We start from the raw sequence: 22539 nt of genomic DNA on the forward strand, positions 1-22539 counted from the left end.
AATTAATCAGGGAGTTCCTTAAGATTATATGTGCATGGATTTCGAAATGATTTACGGTTTGAATTTAAAATCAACGTCACCAGTTATTCAATTGTAAAATTTGTTTGAATTTTAAGACGGTATTTACTTCTATTTATCTAAGTATTTATCTTTTTTGAACAAATCCGTGTTATTTTTTTATAAAAATTGCTTAAATGGTGATTATTTTTCTTTTTATTAACAAAAACTATTTTTATTTAAAATATCTGACGATACTTTTTATGCTTAAAACATATAAAACTTTTCGAGATTTGATGTAAATTTCATAAAACAGTCTCTGCAGCAGTTCTCAATACTATAAGATTTTTTTGTATAACCGGAGCAACAAGAATGAAACCCAATGCGTTCTCTGCGCTGGCACTAGCAGCGATAATAATGGTTTCTATTTTCAGTCCCGCAGTAATGGCTTCAACAGTCTACGGGCCTGCACAATTTGAACGAGAGGATGGAAAACCCGTTAGAGTAAACGATAGTTTTTCACTGGATCATGTTCATGAGAATTATACCCTCTGTATCAGAAACGGTGACGGAGCAATAAATACAAGCAGCAGTTCTTTTATTTTTTTGAACGGGGTCCCCGTAGTCGGGCCGGCAGACTTCAACCAGAACGTAGACTTGATCCAGAAGAGTATATCTCTTGAACCTGAAAACGACATTAATATTGAAGTTGAAATGCGGAGTGTTCCCGGAAGCCAGATTACGCTCTGGATAGAAGACGAATCTCCTTTTATTACGATTAATTCTCCTTCCGATGACACGTTTTCCTCCGGAACTGTTGATGTTTCGGGTTTTGTTGACACTCTAATAACTTCCGATATTAGTCTCACCTTCAATGGAATAACTTCTGTTCTTCCTCTGGAAAACGGGAATTTCTCTACCGAACTGAACCTTACAGGCCCCGCTAATATTACTGTTTCAGGAAGCGATCTCGCTGGCCGGGTGCACTCGGCAACTCTCCTGCTTGATGGGGACATGCTGCCGGAATCTTATGAATACCTGCTGGGCTTTGACCCCCTGAACCCCGACTCCGACTCAACCATGACCCCTGAAAACGAGGCCGGAAACGGGATTTCTGACGGGATGGAAATGCTTGGCGGCCAGCTACCTGCGTTTGTAAAGTCCCGTATAGGAGCTTCCCCCTTTGAAGAGGATACGGACTCCGACGGGCTTTCAGATTATTTCGAACTTATGAAACTGGGTCTCCTGACAGATGTAAATTTAGGGGACTCAAACGGAGACGGAGTGTCTGATGCGCAGGAAGACCCTGATTCGGACGGCCTTACTAACCTGGAAGAGCAGGAGTACGGAACCGATCCCCTGAACCCGGACAGCGACGAAGACACGCTTTCCGACGGCTTTGAGATAAATTCCTCGGGTACAGATCCGCTTTTACCGGATACTGACAACGACGGGCTTTCCGACGACAGTGAATTGCGCCTCGGGACCGATCCCCTGAACCCTGACAGCGATGGGGATGGGATACCTGACGGGAATGAAACTTATGTCTCCTCCCTGACTGATGACGAACTCGGAGTCATGGTCGAAATAGAGGGCACTGGAGACCTTGCAAAAGAAGTTGTCATATACGAGGAAACCTCGGAACTGTTTACCAACGTTTCGGCACTTGTGAGCCCTGTTGTGGACTTGAGCCTGGAGAACAGGACTTTTGAGAATGCACAGGTAACAATCCCCTACGACCCTGCAAAAGTGCCTGACCCGGGAAACCTGTCCGTATTTTACTTCAATGAAAGCGCCGGCACTTTCGAGCCCGTGGAATCCACGGTTGACCCGGCAAACCACACCGTAACAGGTCTCACGTCCCACTTCTCTACCTTTGCGATCTTCTATGTCCCTACCTGGAACGCCCTTTTCGACGCCGAGATGAACCTTGGCAGGGGAGGAGGCGGTGGAGTCGATGTGGTCTATGTGGACGTCATGTTTGCAATGGACAGTTCGGGCAGCATGAGCTGGAACGACCCCTACGGTTACCGGAAAACCGCTGCAAAGGATTTCGTTGGGGCTCTCCTCCCCGGGGACCGGGCAGGAGTCGTCGACTTTGACTCTTATTCAAGGCTTATCCGTCCCCTTACCAGCGACTTCGATGCCGTAAATTCTTCCATAAACAGCCTTGATGCCTCCGGCGGAACGAACATCGGCGCCGGTATGAACACCGCAAACAGCCACCTTATCAATTCCGGGGATTCCGAACACGCCTGGATGGTAATCCTGCTCACCGACGGTCAGGGCACCTACAGCAATACCTACACCCAGCAGGCAATAAACAACAACATCACCGTCTACACCGTCGGCCTTGGTAGCGATGTGGACACCGCTCTGCTCACAGGTATTGCAACTGCCACAGGTGGCCAGTATTTCTCCGTTTCAACTGCCGAAGACCTTCCTGATGTCTTCCGGACGATCTCTGAAGAAATCGAGCCAACCGACACCGACGGAGACGGCATCCCCGATATCACCGAAACCACCGGTTTCAGGGACGGCTTTGGTAATTGGTACACCACTGATCCTGAGAATCCTGATACTGACGGGGACGGACTGCTTGACGGGGAGGAAGCCGGTAAACTCGCCAATTGTGACGGCAAACAATACTTCCAACTATTCAGTGATCCGACTACAGAACATAGCGATGGTGATTTCCTTGACGACCTGGAAGAATATGAACTAGGTACGAACCCCTTCTCTGAAGATACGGATGGGGACGGGCTTTCCGACTCTGAAGACGAGTATCCCCTCTCCCCTTCCAGCATCGAACCCGAAATCGGAGTTCTTGAAATCGGCCGCGCAATCGTTCTTGGCGCAGTCTTCGGGGAATGCGGCATTGAAGGCGGAAGTTTAGCTGGGTTTGTTGATAGTGAGATCGCATCTTCTGCATACTACCTTGTGGGCTGGATTGGCTTTTCACTGGTTCCGGTTGCCGGGGCTGTAGCTGATGCAAGAGATGCTGTGCAGGCTCTCATCAACGGTGACGAATTGGGCGCTGCCCTGAATGCCGCAGGTGCATTGTCAGGTGTAGGAGACGGGGTGAAAACAGGTGCAGCCATCAGTCTCTTCGTTTCTAAATATCCCACAAAAATCTTTGAGGTCTGTAAAGTACTGAGTAAAGTTCTTGATGATTTGCCGCCCTATACTGCATTAAAAGTAATGGATTCCCTGTGTGATGATGCAGCTTCTGCTTTGCATACTGCTCACAGCGTTTCAGTCGATACGCTCATAAAACTTTTCGATAAAGGCGTGGACCTGAATAAAGTCCGAACTTTACTGGAAAAAGTGTATACAGGTGTTTGGTCACCTGGAAATATAGGATCAGCTGCGAATCTGGATTATCATTTTGCAAAACATGGGCAAAAACTCAGTTTAAGCGGAAATCCGTCTGATCTAGTTGGGAAACAACAGTATGTTGATATGGCGATGGCACTGATCAATGAACAAGTCGGTGTGGAAAAATACTATGATACTTTGCATGGCACATTAGGGGTGTACGAACGTTCCACGGGAAAATTCGTAGCAGGAAATAAAGACGGCCAGATTGCAACCCTGTTTATAAGAGCTGCCAAGGAAATAGATAACAATCCAAACAGATTTATTCGGCTTATATGAAGGTGAATAAATGGACAAAAAGTATCTCTTAGATGCGCTTAGACGATATCTAGAGTATTATCGGGATTCTATAACTGAAATGAAAACAGATCCAAAAAAAGTGGGACCCTATGGAGTTAAAACTCCATTTTTTCCATTATACAATAGAAAAGGAATATTCTGGATATTAGATTCTCTTGGGAAAATAGGATGTAACACAAGCCAATTTGAGAGAGAAGTATCAAAAATAGATGAAGAGTTTAAGGCTTATGAGAAAGACTATAAAGAGGATTTTTTAAATCCTCTTTACAATGATTTAAAGGGCTTAATTGGTACGTACGAAGAATATTTCTCGGATTTTCAAAAATATAAAGATATTTTTAGGGCAAACGAAGAACTCGATCCATTATATAAAGAATATTTTCTCAATAGGAATAAAGGACTATTTTTTGCTGATGAGTATGAATTTGACATACTAATTAGCGTTAGAACGTATATAGAAATATTATTTGAATATTTGGATGGAAAACTCAACATTGAAGGATTAAAGAACAAAGTCCAAGAAATGGATAATATTTTCAAAAAGGACCTTGATGACATTTTAAAATGTATGGGTCTTGACGAATACCCTTCTTATGAACCATTTGCCCCTGCCAAATATTGGTGGCTGCATATAAATTGATGATTGTGGGTTACAGAAAATATTCTGTTTACCCTTACCCGGTGTATATCATTTTATTAAAAGTACGCTACGGGATGCAGTACAGGCTCTAATTAATGGTGACGAGCTTGGTGCAGCCCTGAATGCGGCAGGTGCTTTATCAGGTATAGGAGATGGAGTAAAAACAGGGGCAGCACTCACTCTTTTCCTCGGGAAGTATTCTTCGAAGCTCAATGACGTCCAGAAAGTAGTGGTCCCACTTCTTAAGTATGTGCCACTGAATCAGGCGAAAAAGGTTATTCTTGATGTTCTGTTTGACAATGCAGCTACGAGATTACTGAATTTGAACCTTGGGGCACATGTAGATGATTTGATAGTATTAGCTGAACGAGGAGTCGACTTACAAAAAACTATGGGTGTTTTGAGGGCTTGCGATGGAAGACTTGCATGGCTTGGAGAAGGACTTGAAAATTCATGGGGGTGGTTGCATATTATTAGAGAGAAACGATTGCAGCAAATAAGAGATAAATTTGGACCAGTACCACTAGAAAAGGTTGAACAAATGATTTATGAGACAATGAAAGATGGGCAGGTCACCAAATATGTCCCCGGAGATCGCATAACATATACAAAAGAATTCCCCGATAAAAATGGAGTATTAGCACCGTTTAGTGTAGGTGTAAGTGATAGGTCAACTGGTATAAGCCCTGGTAGAGTAATGACTGCGCACGCAGATGATTAATTACACGATAAACCTAACTTCTGCCCCTTTTTAGGTGCAAAAATTCTATTGACATCGAGTTAATATGCTTATAGAATAGATACATGCGCTTAAATTTTGGGAATCCAGGAAGAAAATATGGTGGATAATTACTATGAAACAATATGGAGTGAATGTAAAAATTTTTCAAGTGGATAAAAATGAAGAAACCTATGAAGAGGAAATCGTAATTGGAATAAATACCTTTAAACTGAATTGTTTCATTTCTGATTACCTTACTGAAGGAGATTTTGTGAAAGGAGAAATGACGGAGATACAATTGTCATTAATGACAACTGAACTTGATATAATAAATTGTGGAGAAAAAAATATTGTTTCTACAGAGCATTTTGAAGCTCATTGCAGGTTGTCAGGAGAAATAAAGGAGTTTTTCCCAATAATTTACAAGTATTATAAGGACGGTATTTGGTACGATGAAGAGGCAACAGGTTACAAGCATGGAATCGTCGATTGCGGGATTTTTGTCGCAGTACAAATCCCCAAAAAATCGGATCTCAAAATTGGTGACTATGTAAAAGCTGAAGGGCGTCTGGATGCTCGTAAAGTCAAAAAGGAAAACTGATATTTTGATTTAAAAAAGAGTTTTGTAAGGACCTTCGGATTTCAGGCACTTTCGGGCCAACTTCACGACTAAAAGCCTATGTATTGCAAATTGAACAAACAGATTCAACTTCAATTGAAATTGGATCTGCAATCTCTTTTTTATTCACACCAGATAAGTAGTGCTCCTACAGTGATTCCTACACCCAGCAGGCAATCGCTAACAACATCACCGTCTACACCGTCGGCCTTGGTAGCGATGTGGACACCGCTTTACTCACAGGCATTGCAACGGCCACAGGCGGACAGTATTTCTCCGTTTCGACTGCCGAAGACCTGCCTGACGTCTTCCGGACGATCTCTGAAGAAATCGAGCCAACAGATACAGATGATGATGGCATTCCCGACATCACCGAAACCACCGGTTTCAGGGACGGCTTTGGCAACTGGTACACCACTGATCCTGAGAATCCTGATACTGACGGGGACGGACTGCTTGACGGGGAGGAAGCCGGTAAACTCGCCAATTGTGACGGCAAACAATACTTCCAACTATTCAGCGATCCGACCACAGAACATAGCGATGATGATTTCCTTGACGACCTGGAAGAATATGAACTTGGAACGAACCCCTTCTCTGAAGATACTGACGGGGACGGGCTTTCCGACTCCGAAGACGAGTATCTCCTCTCTCCTGCCAGCATCGAACCCGAATCCGGTACCCTTGAAATCGGTCGTGCAATTGTTCTTGGCGCAGTCTTTGGGGAATGTGGTATTGAAGGTGGGAGCCCTGCACCCTGTATTTTTTCTTTTATCTTTTGTACCGAATTTTTTGGTTTAAAACTCCTGAAATTCCCTTACTTTCTATCTAATTTTTGATCTTATTCCTTGTTTTTCCCGCTTCTTTCTCACTAATTTCTTAAGTCTATCAAAAAGATAATGAATATCAGTTCCCTTATAAATAAAGGCTAAAAGATGGTGATATTCATGAAAGGGAAAATTCTGGTTTTACTTCTGGTGTTTGTGTTTTTGTTTGCCTCCGGTTGTGCCGAGGAGGACTCGGGGTCTGCGACTGAAGAATCCGATGCTTCGGAAGCCGCAGCAGAAACGCAAGAAAATATGTCGCAGGAAAATGTTGCTTCAGGGTCTGGAAATAATAATATTATCTACCTTGAATATTATAATGCGACAATGCAATCAGTAACGCGTTCAGAACTGGATATTTCGGCAGGGGATACAGTCTCCTGGTGGAGCAAGAAAAGACAGGGGTCTTATGTTCTGGTAAGTGAAGAAGATCTCTTTCCAGATCAGAAACTTGCTTACAGAGCCCCTTACAGCTATACCTTTAATGAACCTGGAACCTACCTTTTCACTGTAAAAGACACTCCGGAAATGAACGTAACTATCAGGGTGAACTGAGAACCTCTGTTCTCCCTTATTTTAAAAACACCGCTTTTTTTCTATTGATATCCGTCTTCTGCGCGGTCGGGCAAAGTTTTATGAGGCAGAGTTTCAGGATTAACCAGTAATAATTACAGATGAATGACCGTCATACTACCCGTTCACAGGCCGAAGTATCAGGCTTTTTATGAACCCATATGAAAAAAAGCATTAGAGGATTGTTTTAATAAAGCTCTCTTAAAGCTCTCTTCGGAAAAGGAGCCTTCTACTGCTTGCGGGGGCAGTACCTTTTAAGAGCTGATCTGTTTAAACGCTGATCTGTTTAAAGAGTTATTTAATCTGGAATTTTAATGGAGGTGAGATTCCTCTCAGACCCTTGTAATCGGCCTTGCCATGCCTTTATAATGGTCAAAAAGTTCTTTTCCCCATTTAAGTGCGCTGTCGTCAAAACTTACCAGGTTATGGTTGTAATAGATCCCGCTATTGCAAAAGAGGGATAGGGCCATAAATTTCTCTGTAACTATGCTTGATGCGATTTTCATATTATTGTTGTTGCAGACATAGAGTTTAGTGTATTTTAAGTTCAGGAAATGTTCAAGCTCTTTTTTGTAGTCGTTGAGCATCCTGTCATAAACATACTCCGTGAATACAAGTGTAATATCCGTACCCTTTGCTGCAAGCTCTATACAGAGCGAAGGATAAATCGGAAGGAAAAATGAAGATGAGATCATTACCTTCTCGGATTCGGAAAGGTGTTTTACGACTTCTTTTGGGTACTCGAACACATGGTTTCGGTCAGGGTTTACTTCACTATAATCTCCAAGCTTTCCGATACTATCCAGGAATTCAGGAGGAATTGACGTCATATCCTGGTTTATCCAGTAATCGTGGTTTTTATCGAAGACATTAAAAGTTTCAAGGATTGCTCTCATCTTGGGGACAAGAATCTCTCCGATACTGGAAAGTTTGTAGAGCCGGTCGTTTTCGACAATTAAGTCCTGCTTCATCAGGATCTTTATCTGGGTCATTATGGGGCTTGAGCGCACATCGAGTGTATTTTTAATCTCTTCGATGTTCTTTGGTCCGTCCAGAAGCAGTAGAAGGAGGTTTTTCCTTTTTTCTGAAAGAAAGAGAACATCCAGTAATGATGACTCCATCTAATTCCCTCTCTTATTTTTCATCTTATTATATCTAACATTGTATATATCTCTATACCCAGAATCTGTGCACCTGTCATGCTTTACTCGCAAAATTGATATTCTTTCCATAGATTGGCTTTCAGAGCATGAGCGCGGGGACAGATCGAAAATTGCCATTTTTTTATGCAACGGATTACTAATATAATTATTTTTCATTATCTTTATTAGTTGTAGGGTTCATCTGCATATTTTCTCTTTTATGGGTCTTCTTCAGATCAGATCTCTTTTACCTGCCTGGAAAGCCTTTTGAAATAATCGAATAATTCCTGGCCCCACCGAAGAGCGCTGGGCTCAAAGCTCATAATAAATTGCTGGTCAAATTTTCCATTCTTATCGAAGAGCCCCAGGAGCATTATTCTGTCAGTTACTGTAATTTCTGTAATTTTTACTCCTTCTTTGGAAACATACAGACTTACATTATCCATGCCCATTACTTCTTTTATCATATTTGAGTGCTCGTTTGAGAGATGGTCCCAGACTGACGGTGTGAAATTCAGAGAAATCTCGGCATCTTTTCTTCCGAGTTCAACATACAGGGGTAGATAGGCAGGATTGAAATAAGAAGCAAGGGTCGAAGCTCGCTTTGCATTGACCATACTATCTATTATTTTCGGAGATGGTTCATATATGTGATTCAGGTCGGGTTCGACAAGGATACAATCTCCAAGCTCGGATATTCGCTCCAGAAGATGGCGGGGGATTGAGTTCAGGTCGTGGTTTGTCCAGTAACAGTTATTTTTTTCCACGACTTCAAGGGCACTTATCAGTGGCTTTACCTTCTTGATGATAAACTCTCCCAGCACTGTGAGTTTGTACATCCTGTCTTCCTGCACTATAAGGTCACTGTCTATGAGTTTCTTTATCTGTGGAAGAATCGACGTGGCGGTAACATCAAGTTCTGTCCTGACCTCATCAATGCTTTTTGAGCCTCCATCCAGCAGTATAAGAAGGTTTTTTCTTTTATCGGAGCGGAAAACAAGATCAATAAGTGAAGATTCCATATCTCCTTACTTCCTGTGGTGTACTATCTTGCTATATGCCGCCGATCCTTTTTCCCGGCAGGCTGCTTCTTGGCTGTTCAATGTCAACTTCCGCATTTCTCCGGAGTTTTTCAAGTCAATCATTTTTACACGGGGATACAGAATTGTCAATTTTAATCCTTTGAAAAACCAGGTGCACAGACTCCTACAAAGGTCATCTTTGTCTCCATTGGCGTATGCTTCCAGCCGGGTGGAGAGAGATACTCTATGCTGGTGTCTATCTTTATTGAGCTGGCCGGAAGCCCGAAATCTTTCATTGAATCCAGAATAAGTTCTTCTCCGACCTTGTGAGCGTATTCCACTGCTCCCCTGTACTGCTCGAATTTTTTCCTTCCAGCCGGGGTAAACACCAGAAAATTCTGGTCCGGATTTTCCATTAAATTGGGCCTTATAGTTATTTCAATTCTTTTGATTCCTTTTCCCACAAGGGCTCCAACCGCATTGCCTACTCTAGCCTGTTCAGGGACTATGATTTCTGCATCAATCAGAGTCTTCAGTTCTTCATGATAGGCTTTTACCGGCCCTCCCAGCAGGACGATGGGGATATTTATCTTATACTGGGCGGGGACTTCTCCCTCCAGCATCTTCTTTATTCCGTCTTTTCCCCTTCCTTCCATAATAAAGGACATCAGGCTGTAAGCCATGTTTCTGGCAACCTGCTGCTTCACTTTTTTGCAGAAAGCATGGACCCCCATCTGAGTAAAGCGGGAAAGTTTTTTGGCTCCTATCTGTGCGGTTTCGACATCCCATTCCGTATATTCCCCAAGGACATGGAGGGCATCCGTAGGTGTGAAGCCTATTGCATGGATCAGCCGCTGTTGCATCAGTGAGTCGAGAACTGCAGGAGAGGGGAAACGTTTCATTTTATTTAGGATATCATGAATGGAAAGAGGTTCGTTTCCTATAACTTCCAGTAATTTCTTCTCACTTTCGGTGGGGTTGATGGGTGTAACACCGGTGCTGACAAAGAACTTTGTTGGCTGGATATGCTCATTGAGCATGGTTCTAAGGGGTACCGGGTTTTTTTCAAGTTTCTCCTTGAAATTGGGGTACTTTACTGCAGCAAAGCAGAGGGGCATGACTCTCCTTGGGCCTATCCTCACGCACTTCTTGAACCATACATGGCTGTCTCCCCCGTTTGCAGAGCTTTCCATTTTGATAGCCTTTACCCGGGTCTGCCAGCCTCCCACGATGGCGCCTCTCTCACAAAGTTTAGGGATTCCGTTTTCTATTATAGATACATCGGTGCTTGTCCCGCCTACATCGATTACGGCACATGTGTCAAGTCCTGAAAGGTGTGAGGCTCCCATAATACTTGCAGCAGGGCCTGAAAATATCGTTTCGATGGGGCGCAGTTTTGCTCCTTTTATGTCTATGACTGAGCCGTCACATTTCAGCATGAGGACCTTCGCATCAAGATCTCTTTCCTTTACTTCGGCGATAATTGAATGGATAAACTGATAGGTTATGGGAATTAACTGGGCGTTCAGGACCGCGGTTGCTGCCCTTTCGTAGGCTCCCAGTTCCTGGGATAGGTCATGCCCGCAGACCACAGGATGCCCTGTCAGTTTAAGGATTACATTCTTTATCTTGAGCTCATGTTCCGGGTTTCTGGTACTGAAATAGGAAGAAACGGCAAATGCAGAGACTTTCTTTTTCATACTCACAGCAAACTGTTCTACCGCAGTTATGTCAAGCGGGTGGAGTTCCTCTCCGTTGCTATCATGTCCGCCTCTAACCGTAATGCAGTAGTCGGCTGGGAGTTCCTTGGGGATTGTGTAATCTCCTACAAGGATCAGGCCCACAGGATACCCTGTCCTTTCCAGGATGGTGTTTGTTGAAAGAGTTGTGGAAACCGACACAAGTTTTACTTTCTTCAGGTATTCCGGATTCAACTTATCCATTGCATTTCGAATTCCGGTCATAAGGTCCGGATAGGTGGTAACCGCTTTGCTTGTATCAAGGACCCGGCTATCCGAATCCCTTAAGATAACCGCATCAGTGTATGTTCCACCTGCGTCAATACCCAGACTATATTGCATTGTCAAAACAGCCCCATTTTTTACTATATTTTAAGTGATCTATATCTTTTTTTAGCTGTATTCATTTCTCTTTTTAGCCGGATGTATTAAGATATTGCTTCAGATATATATATCCCTGCTTATAAATTTCTATCACGAAAGTTTGTTTTATTCTTTTCCTTTCAGCCTGTTACTGTGTTTTTCGGAACGCCGACCCCTACAAAAACAAGTTTTGTTTCCAGAGGCACATCTGTCCAGCCGCTGGGCGCCAGGTGCTTCCTGCTGACATCTATCTTTATGTCCTCTTTTTCAAGCCCTGCACTGATCATGTAATCCATGACAAGCTGTTTCCCCAGCTTTTCTGCATATTCCAGAGCTTCGCCGTATATTTCAAATTTCTTCCTTTCTGAAGGGGAAAATACAATAAACTCGTTTTTCTTTTCTTGCCGAAGAGCACTTTCTATAATTTCACTCTCCGGAGCTATGCCGTATTCCTCATCATCTTCAGGTTTTTCTTCCCCGGACCTGGAAACAAGTCTTGTTTTTATGAGAATCTCTACCCTTTTGATTCCTTTCCCAACAAGGGCGCCAACTGCATTGCCAACATCAGCATGTTCGGGAACTATGAACCCGGCATTAATCAGTCTACTCAGTTCTTCCACATATGCCCATGCAGGCCCTCCTAGAAGGACCACAGGAATTTCTATTCTAAACCGCGTAAAGTTCTTTCCTATAAGTACTCTGTCAATCTCGTTTCTGGGCATTCCCTCTATCAGATATGCGATAAGGTCTTCGGCAATGTTGTGCGCAACCCTGCGCTTTACTTCAGCACTGAAAGCCTCCGGGCTTAGCTTCAGTGACCTCCCGAGTATGTAAGCCCCTATCCTTGCAGCTTCCATATCCCATTCGGTATATTCCCCAAGGACATGCAGGGCATCGGTGGGTGTAAAACCTATAGCCTGAATCAGCCTTTTCTGTATCAGTGAATCGAGCATTGAAGGCGAGGGGCGTTTTTTCAGTGCTATTAGCAGGTCTCCGAAGGAAACAGGCTCTTTTCCGATATGCCTGTATATCTCACGTTCTCCTGCTTTCAGCTCAATAGGCCTGAAATCCGTACGAACAAAAAATTTCGTTACCTGGATGTTTTCACAGAGATAACCTTTTGCTACCCTGTTATGCTTAAGTTTCTCCCTGAATTCGGGATATATGGCAGAAGCCCTGCAGAGAGGAATAACCCGGCGGGGACCTAAGTTTATCCGGTCGCCCTTAAGCCATATATGGCTGTCTCCTCCGGTTGCTGAGGTCTCCATACGGATAGCTTTTACACGGGTCTGCCAGCCTCCGACTACCGCACCTGCGCTACTGAGTTGTGGGAGCCCGTTCTGCATCATGGCTACGTCCGTACTCGTGCCCCCAACATCAATAACAGCGCATGTGTCAAGCCTGCTGAGGTGAGAGGCCCCCACAAGGCTCGCGGCAGGCCCTGAAAAGATAGTTTCAATGGGTTTTTCCAGAGCCTCTTCGATTCCAACTACTGACCCGTCGCATTTTAGCATCAGCATGTTTGCGCTGATCCCGCGGCTTTCAAATTCTTTGATTATTGACTGGATAAACTTATGGGTAATCGGGATTAGCTGAGCGTTCAGAAAAGCAGTTATGGCCCTTTCATAGGCTCCAAGATCCTGGGATAGCTCATGGCCGCAAACAACCGGGTGCCCGGTAAGTTCCTTTACAGCTTTTTTGACGGCAAGCTCGTGCTCGGGATTTCGGTTGCTGAAATACGAAGAAACCGCAAAAGCAGAAACTTTATTCTGTACTTTGAGGGCGAATTCTTCTACGGAACCAAGGTCCAGGGCTTTTAGTTCTTCTCCATCGCTGTTATGCCCACCTGAGACTGCTACCCAGTAGTCTGTTGGCAGGTTCTCCGGGATCACATAGTCTCCGATCATGATCAGCCCTACCGGAAATCCGGTGTTTTCCAGAATCGTATTTGTGGACAGGGTGGTGGAGACGGATACGAGCTTTATGTCTTTAAGATAGCCGGGGTCCAGTCTGTCGATTGCATTTTTCATTCCCGGCAGGGGATCGGGGTAGGTCGTCAGAGCTTTGCTCGCCTCAACTACTTCTCCATCAGAATCCCTTATGATAACGGCATCAGTATAGGTGCCCCCTGCATCGATTCCAAGACTGAAGTGCATTTTCTTACTTACCTCTTTTGTGAATTGGATAGCGGCTTCTTCAGGCGTTTCGGAAAGTTATTAGTTTCTAGTAATGTTTCTGTTAAGATACTATTAAAACAACCTGGCCAGTTTTTGGGCTCTGGCTCATGGTTAGATTCCGGCTGGTTAAAGCTTGTTATTATTATTTTAATCTGAATAGTTGTTAAACATGTAGTAGCTAAATGGATATCTGATTTCAGAACTTCTTATCTTTTTCTGGAAAAAACAATTTCTCTCAAGGGCAGGTTCTGCTTTTATAAGGGTATATATGCCCTACCCATAGGCTGTTTTCAGTCTCGTTTCTACCAGGTCTGCAATCTCTGCAACTTCCTGAATGTTCAGAGAGTTATTTACAGTAATACAAGCATTAATTGCTATCCCGTTTCCTATCCTCCTTGTTTTAAGCTCGCCAGAATCCAGTACTCCTTCGGTTCTGTTTATTATCTCCCTGATCTTCCGATTGTTTTCTTCATCAAGGGAAGCTTCTATGAGTTCGTTGGCAGTACCGTAGAGGAGCTTGCTCGAGGTTCCGAGAAGGTAAAGGCTTAAAAGAACTGCAATAAGAGAATCAGCTATAGCCCAATTTTTTCCGGGGAGAAACGTGCATCCTATGCCCAGAGTAACAAAACATGAAAAAAATAGACTTCTAATGTGAGTTTTTCTGGTATAAGAGTCAATTTCTGAGGAAATACCCTCAGTTTGCTTTCCGGCTCTCCTATTAAAAAAATGAATAATTTCTTTTGATACAAGGGTAAAAGCAGCTGCGTAGAGTGCAAACATTTCAGGGGTTTCTGTCCCTCTTCCCTGTATAAACATAAGTAGCTCTCCTGAAGCTAGAGTAAATGATTGTACTCCAGTAAAAAGAAGCACACATGCTCCCGCTCCTGTAAAGAGGGTCGTAATTTTTCCATATCCATAATTATGGTTCCAGTCTTCGGGTTTGCTGGTGATAAAATGTTCCAGAAGTTTTACGGATTCGCCGATTAACTCTGAAAAGGAACGGATTGCATCCGCAAGAAGTGCTGTGCTGTTTCCCAACAGTCCTGCAATCAATTTAACAAAAGTTAGTACGAGACTAAAAAAAAGCCCGGTATATGATATGTTCCGGAGTTTATTCAAATTTTTGTCCGCTTTCATCCGAAATTCCCCGTAATGATTGTTTTAATCCTCCTTCATAAAGCGGGCCTATTTGACCGGGTTGAAAAGAGATTGCTTTATTATTGAAATAATTTTAAAAATTTAATAGGACCTCGAAGGCCTACATTTTCCCTGCCGCGGCACATGACACAGTATTTTCAGCCACTATAATCAATATATCTCGGAGAGGGTGTGTATCTTGAAAACACAGATTTATTACCTGTGTTTTCAAGGGTTGAAAATTTTTTTCGGGCTTTCTGTCCTGTTTTTGCCCTGTCGTTTTTATGGGTTTTGTAGGTCTTCGAGGTTGGTGTAGGTTTTTTCCTCAATTCCGTTTTTCATTTTACTGAGGGTGTAATGTTATCATTACTTTATCTTCAGAGTGGAGCAACTGTCTTTCCATGAACTTCATTCATTACCATGGCAAGAGCCGTATACAGAGATCCAAGACCCATAATAAGTCCAACGTATCCAGCCACTACAAGCAGCCCGGCACTTCCGGTTGCGTTTACAACGGCAAGCAGCATAAATAGTATAAATAATGTCACAAATACAAACTGAAGGGCTCTGACTCCGATCTTCATTGTAATGATCAACATAACAAAGGTGTACACACCCCAGATGAAGAGATATGCGGCCATAGCGGTTCCAGAAGAGGCTTCCGCCCAGCCCATTGCAGGCATTACAAGCAGTCCGGCCAGTGAGAACCAGAAAAGGCCGAATGCCGAAAATGCAGTTCCTGCAAAAATATCTCCTTTCTTCCAGGACATGATTCCTGCAAACACCTGGGCAAATCCTCCCAGGAATATTGCCATGGAGACAATCATTGACTCCACAGGGTATACGCCGATGTAGCTCAGACTCAACAGGACTGCAGCGAGGCCCAGGCCGGTAAAGCCGAGAGGGGCGGCATTTGCAGTTTTGTCGATTATTATGGTAGAAGTTCCTACGTTTTCGCTCATGATCATTCCCCTGAAGCCATTTTTTAAAAAATTAAAAAAAGAAGTTTAGGGCTTAGAGCCCGTAGTTTTCAGGTCTGAAAACTGCAACTTCCTGTTTGTATTTAGTCAGGCTTTCACTCATGAACTTGTCAGCATCATCGGTAAGGGCTACAAGGTCGGCTTTAACCTTTGCAAGAGCATTGGTTTCGAACCTTGTAAGTCTGAGCTTGCCGGAGTTGATGCCTTCTTCTACAATGTTACAGCACTCAATTGCAGCGTTCTTGGAACGGAGGTAGTTGTTGTTTCCGTCCTTTGCAATTGCCTGGCCTACCTTGTAGGCGTTGTCATAGGCGAGGACATATCCCTGTGGGTCTCTGTACTTGTCAGAGAGTGTGAGGATGTCCCTGAGGTCCTTTCCTTTTCCGAGTTTCAGAGCGGTGTTCATCATGGAACAGTCGTATGCAAGAGTCTCGGACCAGCACTGAACTGTGGTACCGCCGAATTCACCGTGGTATTCAACGGATTCGTTGGACCAGAGGTCACAGCACTGCATGGTCAGGTTACCCATTACGTCAGAGTGGGCGCAGGTGGAAGTCTTACCTTCCTGAGCAATTGGGACACCAGAGATGGATTTTATGATGGTGTTTTCGTATCCGCAGTCCTTCCCGGGGCCAGTTGCGCCTGCTTCATATGCACAGAGGGACCTTGATGCAGATATTGCCCTTGCAACGATTGCAGTTGTGTGGGCAAGGTTCTTGTCAAGCAGACCGCCTGCGATGAACATTGCAGTGTTTGCCTGGGCACAGTCTGTGTCACCGGCTGCAACTACTCCGTTCTTCTTTGCAATGTCTGCAATGTCGGACCAGATCATTTCCATGTCCATGCTGCCGAGCACACCGATACCGAAGAGGATACCTGCAGTGTCGTTCCTGAGGATAGAGTAGTCGAATACTTCCTTACCACCCATGCTCTCTACGGAAAGCATGTCAGCACCGTTCTGGGCACACTGTTCAAAGGCTTCCATAAAGGTTGTGTACTTGTCTCCTCTGAGCTGGAGATAGTCACGGTCTTCACGGATGTCACCGATTGTGTGGCGGAGTGCGCACTTTATGCCGTATTCATCGTGGTATTCTTCCATGATGGTCTTCTGGGCATGTGCAACAGCGCCTCCCCAGTCGGGGTTGTTGGACATCTGCTCGACGTGTTCGGTTTCGAGTACGATTGAAGGTGCACCGATCTGGACCATTCTTGCCATTGCGTCGGTGGTAATCCTTTCGTATTCTTTAATGAGTTTGTCTTTAGATTTGCCTGCCTGAGGTCTCGGGGCATAGTTCAGTTCAGGAGTTGTGTATCCAGCACCGATCTCGAGGCCAAGGCCTGCCTTTACGGGGTATTTTGAGTTCCCGAAAAGCATGTCATCTGCTTTAGCGTAAGCCATTGAAGTGTATTTCTTTACCATTTTGCTCCCTCCCTTAGTGCTTGTGGAATTCTGCTCTTAACTTCTCTATGTCGTTCCCACTGGCAAGGATTGCATCAGCAATCTTCACAGCGTCTGAAGCTTCTTCACCATAAACTCCGAGGTCATATTGTGCAACGAAGTCCTGGTTCACAGCACCGCCACCACATGCAAAGGGCAGTTTTAATCCCTTTTCAAGGAGCTTGTCATTGATTTCCTTGAATGCATACATGGTGGTTGTCATGAGAGCAGTACCTGTAAGCAGTATTGGTTTATCTTTTACAACAGCTTCAATGACTTCGTCAACAGGGACATCTCTGCCCAGGTCAGTTACGTCATAGCCGGCTGCTCTCAGGAGGGCAGCAACAATGTTCTTTCCGATGTCATGCACGTCACCTTCTGCAACATGGCAGACAACTGTGCCCTTGGGCTCGGGTACTTCGGTGGTCTGGGATTTGCAGAATTCAATACCATTCAGCATTGCATCAGCAGACATCATAACATTGGGGAGGAAAATGATACCATCGTCGTAGAGCTTGGATACAACACCCATGCCTACCATCAGAGCATCATTGATAAGGTCGATTGGTTTCTTGCCTGCAGCGATTGCGGCTTTGAGTCCGTCAACCACGTCGTCTTCTTCTCCCTCATAGATTGATTTTGCAATCGGGTAGATGAGTTCATCCTTCGGGTAAAGCTCTTCTGCTGCTTCGTCAGGAGTCATTTCCTTTTCGAGGGCGACGTTGTAGCGTACTAATATGCCATCGATGTCTTCCAGTTTCAAATCCAACATATTTTAACCTCCATTTTATAATGAAGAGATCTCAGATTGCTCAGATCTTCGATCCTGCAAGTTGCATCTTCCTGAACTTTCAGGTATTTCTTCCGAAATACTTTCTGAAACAATGTAAATGAATTCGAAAACCTCCAGATCGAATTCTTTCCATTGCGGGGGTATGGATAACCTCTTGATGGTGTACTGGTTGCACAAAAGTGCTGAATTACAGGTCAATTTTCCTGTTTTTCAGGCTCCTTAGGAATGTTACTGATTTCCCGGATTTCCGGATTTCCAGTTCCTATTTTTCCGGTGCCAGTAGACCTTTTTTCCCAGTTAACTTATGAAAGGTGTACTCCCTTTACTATTCGGGAATTCACTTGCAATTTAAAGTTAGATTTCCTCGCATATACCTTCATCTATGCTAATTTTTGCGCAGCTATAATTTTATAGTTGTCACTCCAATTTTCTCCGCAAATGATTTTATAAAAAAGGATTGTTTTTTTGTTTCCATTGATTTGATCAATGGTATCAAAATTTATAGAGCAATTATCCTCTTTTCAGGGATATCTCTGATTGCGGATATTGAAGATATACAGACTTTTATTTGAGCTATGGAAGTTAATCAAGTGGATTTGATTTTTCTGGGATATTTAATAAGGCAAAATCAGGTTCTTCTGGATTTTATCTTGAGCGCATGCAAGTATAGTTTACATGCTCAATTGTTTTTCTTCATTTTCGATATATTTTATTTTCTTCCCAATATATATCTGGATTTTCAAAGTTCAGGTCTTTAAATTGTTCCTGAATCTGGTTAAATCCTATTTTTTGCCTTTTTTCCGCCGTTTTTTAAAATGTGGGCGAACTTTACCCTGGTAAGTTATTGCATCTCTGTTTTTAATTTCTTCTTATGCTAACTTCCAAATATTTTCGGTAAATTTATTGCCCTCCAGAAGCCAGGTTTTTCCGGACGGCTGAAAGAGTACTTTACCTCTCTATATAAGGGGTTTCTTTCGGGTAAGGATCGAGGACAATTCGATCCTATATAAAGTTGTTGTATGTCCGGTCAAGGCTTCCCTTGACCTGAAACGTATTTCCGTCAGAGGTTACTCTGCTTAAAGGGGCTTATTGTGGCCTGGTGATGTCCGTGGTCTCTTTTTTCCATCTTTACATATGAAAGTTGCCTGTTTTCCAGTTGCCCGGTTACTGCCACATCCACGGCTTTAACCAGTTCTTCCCTGGGTACGGACGTTATTGCCGAAAGTACTTTTATCCTTGACCTGGGATTTCCTTCTTTTTTAAGCACTTCTATTGCAGGGTTTTCATGCGCTGAGGTCACACTTCCCTTTACAAAGGTTCCGTTGTGGGTAAAGGAAAGTTTTATGTGCCCTACGAATTCGGGGTTCAGTTCTTTTGCTCTGTTTCTTATATTCTCCAGGATCTGCTCGGAAACAGAAACCGCGGTTTCAAGGGGAATTTCCTGTGAAGTGATCTCAAATTCGGAGGAATATGCCGAAACTCCGGACATCTCGATTGAGTTTTTCGCTTCAGGAACTGTTTTTTCCTGGCTGTCTCCTCCAAGCAGTTCCAGCAGTTTGTCAAAGTTTTCTCCTCCCTGCCTGGCTGAGAAATGAACCATCCTTGATTTCGGGTTCAGTTTGCGCAGGAGTCTGCAGACCTCAAGGAGCTTCTCAGGTCCGATGAGATCAACTTTGTTGATGCCAAGGATCTCTGCGTCTTCTATCTGGTTTTTCATGAAATTGGGGATGTCTTCCGGGTCGGAGCCCAGACGGCTGGCATCTACGAGGTTCGCTATGGGAGCGAAGGTTATCCCCGGCAGATCCATGCTTTCTATATTGCTTTTGAGCTGTCTCGGAAAGGCTATCCCTGTAGGCTCTATTATTATAGTATCCGGACGGTAGGAATTTCTAAGGCTTTTTATGGTGTGCTCCATGCTGATTCTGAGAGTACAGCAAACGCATCCGCTTGTAATTTCTCTGGTTTCCACTCCACCTTCCGAGATCGTGTCCCCGTCTATCCCTATCTCTCCGATCTCATTAACAATAATTGCTGTTCGCTGCCCCTGTGCTCCAAGGTATTCGATAAGTTTTCTTATTGTAGTAGTCTTGCCGCTTCCAAGGAAGCCGCCGATTATCATGCACTTCATAAAACCTCAGCAGGAAACCCCGGAGTCTTTAGCTCAGGGAAGGAATGCGTCAACTTCCACATCCTGCTCTATTGAATTAGTTTTTTTATCAATGTAATGAGGGCGAATAAATCACACTCTCTCTCGTTTACCAATTTTCTTAAGGCTTATTGTACATGATCGGAAGACTGCCCCCTTCCTGCCATGATGATTCAGGCATGGGGGCATACCGATCTTACTGGTCTCAGGTTTTAAAGTCTTTTCTCTTAAACCCTTTAAATGGCAAAAAGGGTCTGAAAAGTACCTTTTTCCTGATTCTTACGGTACTCTTTTACTTACCATAAGGCTTGAAGTTGGGAGCACCGAACCATATTTTCTGATTTTTGGCTGACATTTGACCGGAGAATGGCAAAACCAGGTCTCAGCCGCCTTTTTTGGATTTTTTGATATAGGTTTTTTCCGGGAGGCACATTTAAAATGGCAAATCTGTGTCTTCCGGAAAGACATTGAAGGTCTAACTTCTTTTTTGGGTATGATAACAATGCCAAGAAGAGAGGGTGAGGCATTGCAATCAGTGTGATATCATCTCTTCGGGATGATTTCATCAATTCTTAGTACGTTTCTTGCCGTTTCTGTACCTGCGATAATGGCGAGTTTCTTGACCGTTGCAGAATCGTATACTTTCGGCCCCTTATCAGTTACCTTTCGTGAGAGGTCTATCCTTGCCTCTATCCCTCTTGAATATGAATTCCTCATCTGCGCCATTGCATCAATTGCATTCATTCCCATATTTCTGGCAAGAATCGTGGGGATTTTTTCGAGGGCTTCTGCATACGCCTGGATTGCAAGCTGTTTCTTTCCGGTCTGTGTTGCCGCAAACAGCCTGACCATGTGCGCCAGTTCAAACTCTATTGCTCCTCCTCCATTCACGATTTCCCTGTTTTTCATAAGGAATGCCGCATTATTCAGGGCATCGTCTATCGCTTCTTCGACCTTGTCAAGCCCATATTTGACAGGTTCCCAGATCAGGATGGTGGCTATTGCCTTCTCTTTCACGGCGATGAAAACAAAGTTTTCTCCGTTCCTTCTTTCAACCTTTATGCTGTCTGCCTTTCCGAGGTCGTAAGGGAGAATCTCATCCTGAAATACTTTCAGGGTTGTGCCTGTTGCTTCTGCAAGTTTATCGAGGTCTTTCGCTTTCAGTTTCTTGAAAGCCAGCATATCATTGTCCCGGAGCAGAGTTTCGATATAAGGGTCGATATCTCCCTCACAGAAAAGGACGTTTGCTCCCGAATCAATGATCTTGTGGGCAATTTCCCTGCACATCTCCTTCTTTCTCTCCTCATACAGGAGCGCCGTCTGTACCGAGTCCATTTTCAGGTTGTGCTGAGGGTTTAAGTATCCGCTTTTAATCTTGAGGTCATAATTTATGATCAGGACGGCAGGGTTCTGGAAACTTTTCGGCATATCCTCCCTTGCCGGGTTTTCATCCATGATCAGACCTTCTATTGCAACGATTTCCGGTCCGCCTTTCTTTTTGAGGATTTTGACGTTCCTGTTAAGGTCAATTCTTCCGTCCTGTTTTTCGCTCAAATGTCTTACAACTTTCAGGACAACTTCAGTTATTGCCTCTGCCTGATACCTTTCGACTCCTTTTCCCGTTGCAGAGCACATAATTGTCGTGCGTACGTCTTCTTCTCCGGCCTGCTTTATGCTGTACTGGAGCATTTCATACGCTTTTTGAAGGGCAAGCTCATACCCCTCTATAACTGTTGTAGGGTGTATCCCTGCTCTTATAAGCTGGATTGCGTTTTTTATAAGGTTGCTTGCAAAAATAACAGCTGTCTTTGTGCCGTCTCCGCAGGCTTTATCCATTGATTCGGCAAGCTTTTTGAGGGTAGTTACTATCGGGTGGAGTACATCCATTTCCTTTAAAATTACCTTCCCGTCGCTAGTAACAAAAATGTCCCCTACAGGGTTTACTATTATCTTGTTCATGCCCTTAGGCCCGAGAGATGAACCCAGCAGCTCATCAATTTCTATGGCTGCTCTTTCGAGCTGGTCTACCAGCTCACCTTCTTTTACCGGTTCGTCAATGAGGATCTTGTCTTTTATAGTCCGGGCCAGTTTTGCCATTCCATCCTGGCTTTCCAGGTCAGGTGTTTTTAATTCGCTTGCCATGTTTTTCCCATTTGCTGCGGTTGATATTCATAAAGCATTATTAATATTAGTATTTATATTAATTCTACTACTAATACTAATTGTGAATTTTTGATGATTCGGAGAGCCTTCCTGTGTATTCGAGATAGATATCAGGATCTTCCATTGTAAGGTCCACATCTGCGGGTAGATCGGAACATCTGGAGTCCGCGTATATATCTGTATATTCATCTGTATATTCTATCGATCCCGGGGCTAAGCTCGATTCATAGTTCACAGGACTTATTTCAATAACTGAGTAATGGAAGAGGAACCTCTGAGATGAATGGTTCAACTCCAGCTTATAGGGTGCAGGGTGTACAGGACTAGAATAAAACCTTTTTTCATCATTTCCGGGTACTTTCTGATATCTCATCCGGTTTCACCTCT

At 43.8% G+C, this 22539-nt stretch carries 18 protein-coding genes; 6 read left to right on the forward strand and 12 right to left on the reverse strand.

Features of this window, described 5'->3' with window-relative positions; translation table 11 throughout:
• Positions 1-369: 369 nt before the first annotated feature.
• From EO92_RS16745 to EO92_RS11950, 6 genes are all read left to right on the forward strand, one after another.
• The gene (locus EO92_RS16745; RefSeq protein ID WP_052734350.1) at positions 370-3654 is read left to right on the forward strand and encodes a VWA domain-containing protein; all 3285 of its coding nucleotides are present in this window, start codon (positions 370-372) and stop codon (positions 3652-3654) included.
• Positions 3655-3664: 10 nt separating this feature from the next.
• Positions 3665-4315 carry a hypothetical protein gene (locus EO92_RS11930; protein WP_048133556.1) on the forward strand — a complete coding sequence of 217 codons (651 nt, stop codon included), beginning with the start codon at positions 3665-3667 and terminating at the stop codon, positions 4313-4315.
• A gap of 250 nt (positions 4316-4565) precedes the next feature.
• Positions 4566-5036 carry a hypothetical protein gene (locus tag EO92_RS11935; RefSeq protein WP_156165811.1) on the forward strand — a complete coding sequence of 157 codons (471 nt, stop codon included), beginning with the start codon at positions 4566-4568 and terminating at the stop codon, positions 5034-5036.
• Between the two features lie 133 nt (positions 5037-5169).
• Positions 5170-5637, forward strand: a complete 468-nt coding sequence (locus tag EO92_RS11940; RefSeq protein WP_048171843.1) for a hypothetical protein — start codon at positions 5170-5172, stop codon at positions 5635-5637.
• A gap of 239 nt (positions 5638-5876) precedes the next feature.
• Entirely contained in the window at positions 5877-6494 is a 618-nt protein-coding gene (locus tag EO92_RS11945; RefSeq protein ID WP_048171845.1) for a hypothetical protein, read from the forward strand.
• A gap of 108 nt (positions 6495-6602) precedes the next feature.
• Complete coding sequence (locus tag EO92_RS11950; RefSeq protein ID WP_048171847.1) at positions 6603-7034, forward strand: cell surface lipoprotein; 432 nt, start codon at positions 6603-6605, stop codon at positions 7032-7034.
• Between the two features lie 350 nt (positions 7035-7384).
• Here EO92_RS11950 and EO92_RS11955 read toward each other — a convergent pair whose 3' ends face one another.
• From EO92_RS11955 to EO92_RS12005, 12 genes are all read right to left on the reverse strand, one after another.
• Positions 7385-8173: a winged helix-turn-helix domain-containing protein gene (locus tag EO92_RS11955; protein ID WP_048133551.1), complete on the reverse strand. Its 789-nt coding sequence runs from the start codon at positions 8171-8173 to the stop codon at positions 7385-7387.
• Positions 8174-8430: 257 nt separating this feature from the next.
• Entirely contained in the window at positions 8431-9216 is a 786-nt protein-coding gene (locus EO92_RS11960) for a winged helix-turn-helix domain-containing protein (protein ID WP_048171849.1), read from the reverse strand.
• 152 nt (positions 9217-9368) lie between these two features.
• The gene (locus EO92_RS11965) at positions 9369-11297 is read right to left on the reverse strand and encodes a hydantoinase/oxoprolinase N-terminal domain-containing protein (RefSeq protein ID WP_048171851.1); all 1929 of its coding nucleotides are present in this window, start codon (positions 11295-11297) and stop codon (positions 9369-9371) included.
• A 161-nt stretch (positions 11298-11458) separates the two neighbouring features.
• Entirely contained in the window at positions 11459-13474 is a 2016-nt protein-coding gene (locus EO92_RS11970; RefSeq protein ID WP_048171853.1) for a hydantoinase/oxoprolinase family protein, read from the reverse strand.
• 294 nt (positions 13475-13768) lie between these two features.
• Positions 13769-14533 (reverse strand): cation diffusion facilitator family transporter, encoded by a 765-nt coding sequence (locus tag EO92_RS11975; RefSeq protein ID WP_235283317.1) that lies wholly within the window; start codon positions 14531-14533, stop codon positions 13769-13771.
• A gap of 257 nt (positions 14534-14790) precedes the next feature.
• Positions 14791-14961, reverse strand: a complete 171-nt coding sequence (locus EO92_RS17855; protein WP_156165813.1) for a hypothetical protein — start codon at positions 14959-14961, stop codon at positions 14791-14793.
• Between the two features lie 48 nt (positions 14962-15009).
• Positions 15010-15594: an acetate uptake transporter gene (locus EO92_RS11980; protein ID WP_048171855.1), complete on the reverse strand. Its 585-nt coding sequence runs from the start codon at positions 15592-15594 to the stop codon at positions 15010-15012.
• Positions 15595-15646: 52 nt separating this feature from the next.
• Positions 15647-17032 carry a methanol--corrinoid protein co-methyltransferase MtaB gene (mtaB, locus tag EO92_RS11985; protein ID WP_048137824.1) on the reverse strand — a complete coding sequence of 462 codons (1386 nt, stop codon included), beginning with the start codon at positions 17030-17032 and terminating at the stop codon, positions 15647-15649.
• Positions 17033-17045: 13 nt separating this feature from the next.
• Positions 17046-17822: a methanol--corrinoid protein MtaC gene (gene mtaC / locus EO92_RS11990; RefSeq protein ID WP_048133545.1), complete on the reverse strand. Its 777-nt coding sequence runs from the start codon at positions 17820-17822 to the stop codon at positions 17046-17048.
• 1081 nt (positions 17823-18903) lie between these two features.
• Positions 18904-19971, reverse strand: coding sequence for a GTP-binding protein (locus tag EO92_RS11995; protein WP_048171857.1), 1068 nt, complete (start codon positions 19969-19971; stop codon positions 18904-18906).
• Positions 19972-20532: 561 nt separating this feature from the next.
• Positions 20533-22131 (reverse strand): TCP-1/cpn60 chaperonin family protein, encoded by a 1599-nt coding sequence (locus EO92_RS12000; RefSeq protein ID WP_048171859.1) that lies wholly within the window; start codon positions 22129-22131, stop codon positions 20533-20535.
• Between the two features lie 76 nt (positions 22132-22207).
• On the reverse strand, positions 22208-22525 hold the full coding sequence (locus EO92_RS12005; protein WP_048171861.1) for a hypothetical protein: 318 nt from the start codon (positions 22523-22525) through the stop codon (positions 22208-22210).
• Positions 22526-22539: the final 14 nt, after the last annotated feature.

It is taken from the genome of Methanosarcina sp. 2.H.A.1B.4, from assembly GCF_000979385.1.
In the GTDB taxonomy this organism is placed as follows: Archaea; Halobacteriota; Methanosarcinia; order Methanosarcinales; family Methanosarcinaceae; genus Methanosarcina.

Excerpts from the sequence above, each read along its gene's own strand:
- EO92_RS16745 (WP_052734350.1), top strand. The coding sequence starts at position 370 with ATGAAACCCAATGCGTTCTCTGCGCTGGCACTAGCAGCGATAATAATG.
- mtaC (WP_048133545.1), bottom strand. The coding sequence starts at position 17,822 with ATGTTGGATTTGAAACTGGAAGACATCGATGGCATATTAGTACGCTAC.
- EO92_RS11965 (WP_048171851.1), bottom strand. The coding sequence starts at position 11,297 with ATGCAATATAGTCTGGGTATTGACGCAGGTGGAACATACACTGATGCG.
- mtaB (WP_048137824.1), bottom strand. The coding sequence starts at position 17,032 with ATGGTAAAGAAATACACTTCAATGGCTTACGCTAAAGCAGATGACATG.
- EO92_RS11995 (WP_048171857.1), bottom strand. The coding sequence starts at position 19,971 with ATGAAGTGCATGATAATCGGCGGCTTCCTTGGAAGCGGCAAGACTACT.
- EO92_RS11970 (WP_048171853.1), bottom strand. The coding sequence starts at position 13,474 with ATGCACTTCAGTCTTGGAATCGATGCAGGGGGCACCTATACTGATGCC.
- EO92_RS11940 (WP_048171843.1), top strand. The coding sequence starts at position 5,170 with ATGAAACAATATGGAGTGAATGTAAAAATTTTTCAAGTGGATAAAAAT.
- EO92_RS12000 (WP_048171859.1), bottom strand. The coding sequence starts at position 22,131 with ATGGCAAGCGAATTAAAAACACCTGACCTGGAAAGCCAGGATGGAATG.
- EO92_RS11980 (WP_048171855.1), bottom strand. The coding sequence starts at position 15,594 with ATGAGCGAAAACGTAGGAACTTCTACCATAATAATCGACAAAACTGCA.
- EO92_RS11955 (WP_048133551.1), bottom strand. The coding sequence starts at position 8,173 with ATGGAGTCATCATTACTGGATGTTCTCTTTCTTTCAGAAAAAAGGAAA.
- EO92_RS11930 (WP_048133556.1), top strand. The coding sequence starts at position 3,665 with ATGGACAAAAAGTATCTCTTAGATGCGCTTAGACGATATCTAGAGTAT.
- EO92_RS12005 (WP_048171861.1), bottom strand. The coding sequence starts at position 22,525 with ATGAGATATCAGAAAGTACCCGGAAATGATGAAAAAAGGTTTTATTCT.
- EO92_RS11950 (WP_048171847.1), top strand. The coding sequence starts at position 6,603 with ATGAAAGGGAAAATTCTGGTTTTACTTCTGGTGTTTGTGTTTTTGTTT.
- EO92_RS11960 (WP_048171849.1), bottom strand. The coding sequence starts at position 9,216 with ATGGAATCTTCACTTATTGATCTTGTTTTCCGCTCCGATAAAAGAAAA.